1 pseudogene is annotated in these 364 nt (G+C 67.3%); it reads left to right on the forward strand.

The features are described 5' to 3' along the window. Positions 1-364: pseudogene (locus EN807_RS33285) on the forward strand (hypothetical protein); the annotation flags it as partial.

The following is a 364-nucleotide window of genomic DNA, read 5'->3' on the forward strand; positions in this document are numbered from 1 at the left end:
ATCGCCGCCGCAGGCGTGAGCTTTGCCAGCGCCGCGCATGCCGACAGCGGCTCGATCCGCTTCTCCGTCTACAAGGCGGCCTTCTTCATCGGCGGCTCCGGCGGCGAAGGCACGCTGACCTTGACCGGCTACAGCGGCGATGCCCATTCGGGCACCGTCTCCTACAGCTACACGCTGACGGCGACGATCGACAATGACAGCAAGGTGCCGGCTCCCGGCGACAGCGTTGACGCCACCGGCTTCAACGACAACGTCGCCCTGACCGTCAACGGCGTCGGCGGCACCACCGCCAGCGACAACCTCCTGGTCCATGTCGTCGACGATGTGCCGACCGCCCACGATGATGGCCCCTATGCGGTCGTCG

The sequence above is a fragment of the Mesorhizobium sp. M5C.F.Ca.ET.164.01.1.1 genome (assembly GCF_004792125.1).
GTDB classification, from domain to species: domain Bacteria; phylum Pseudomonadota; class Alphaproteobacteria; order Rhizobiales; family Rhizobiaceae; genus Mesorhizobium; species Mesorhizobium wenxiniae.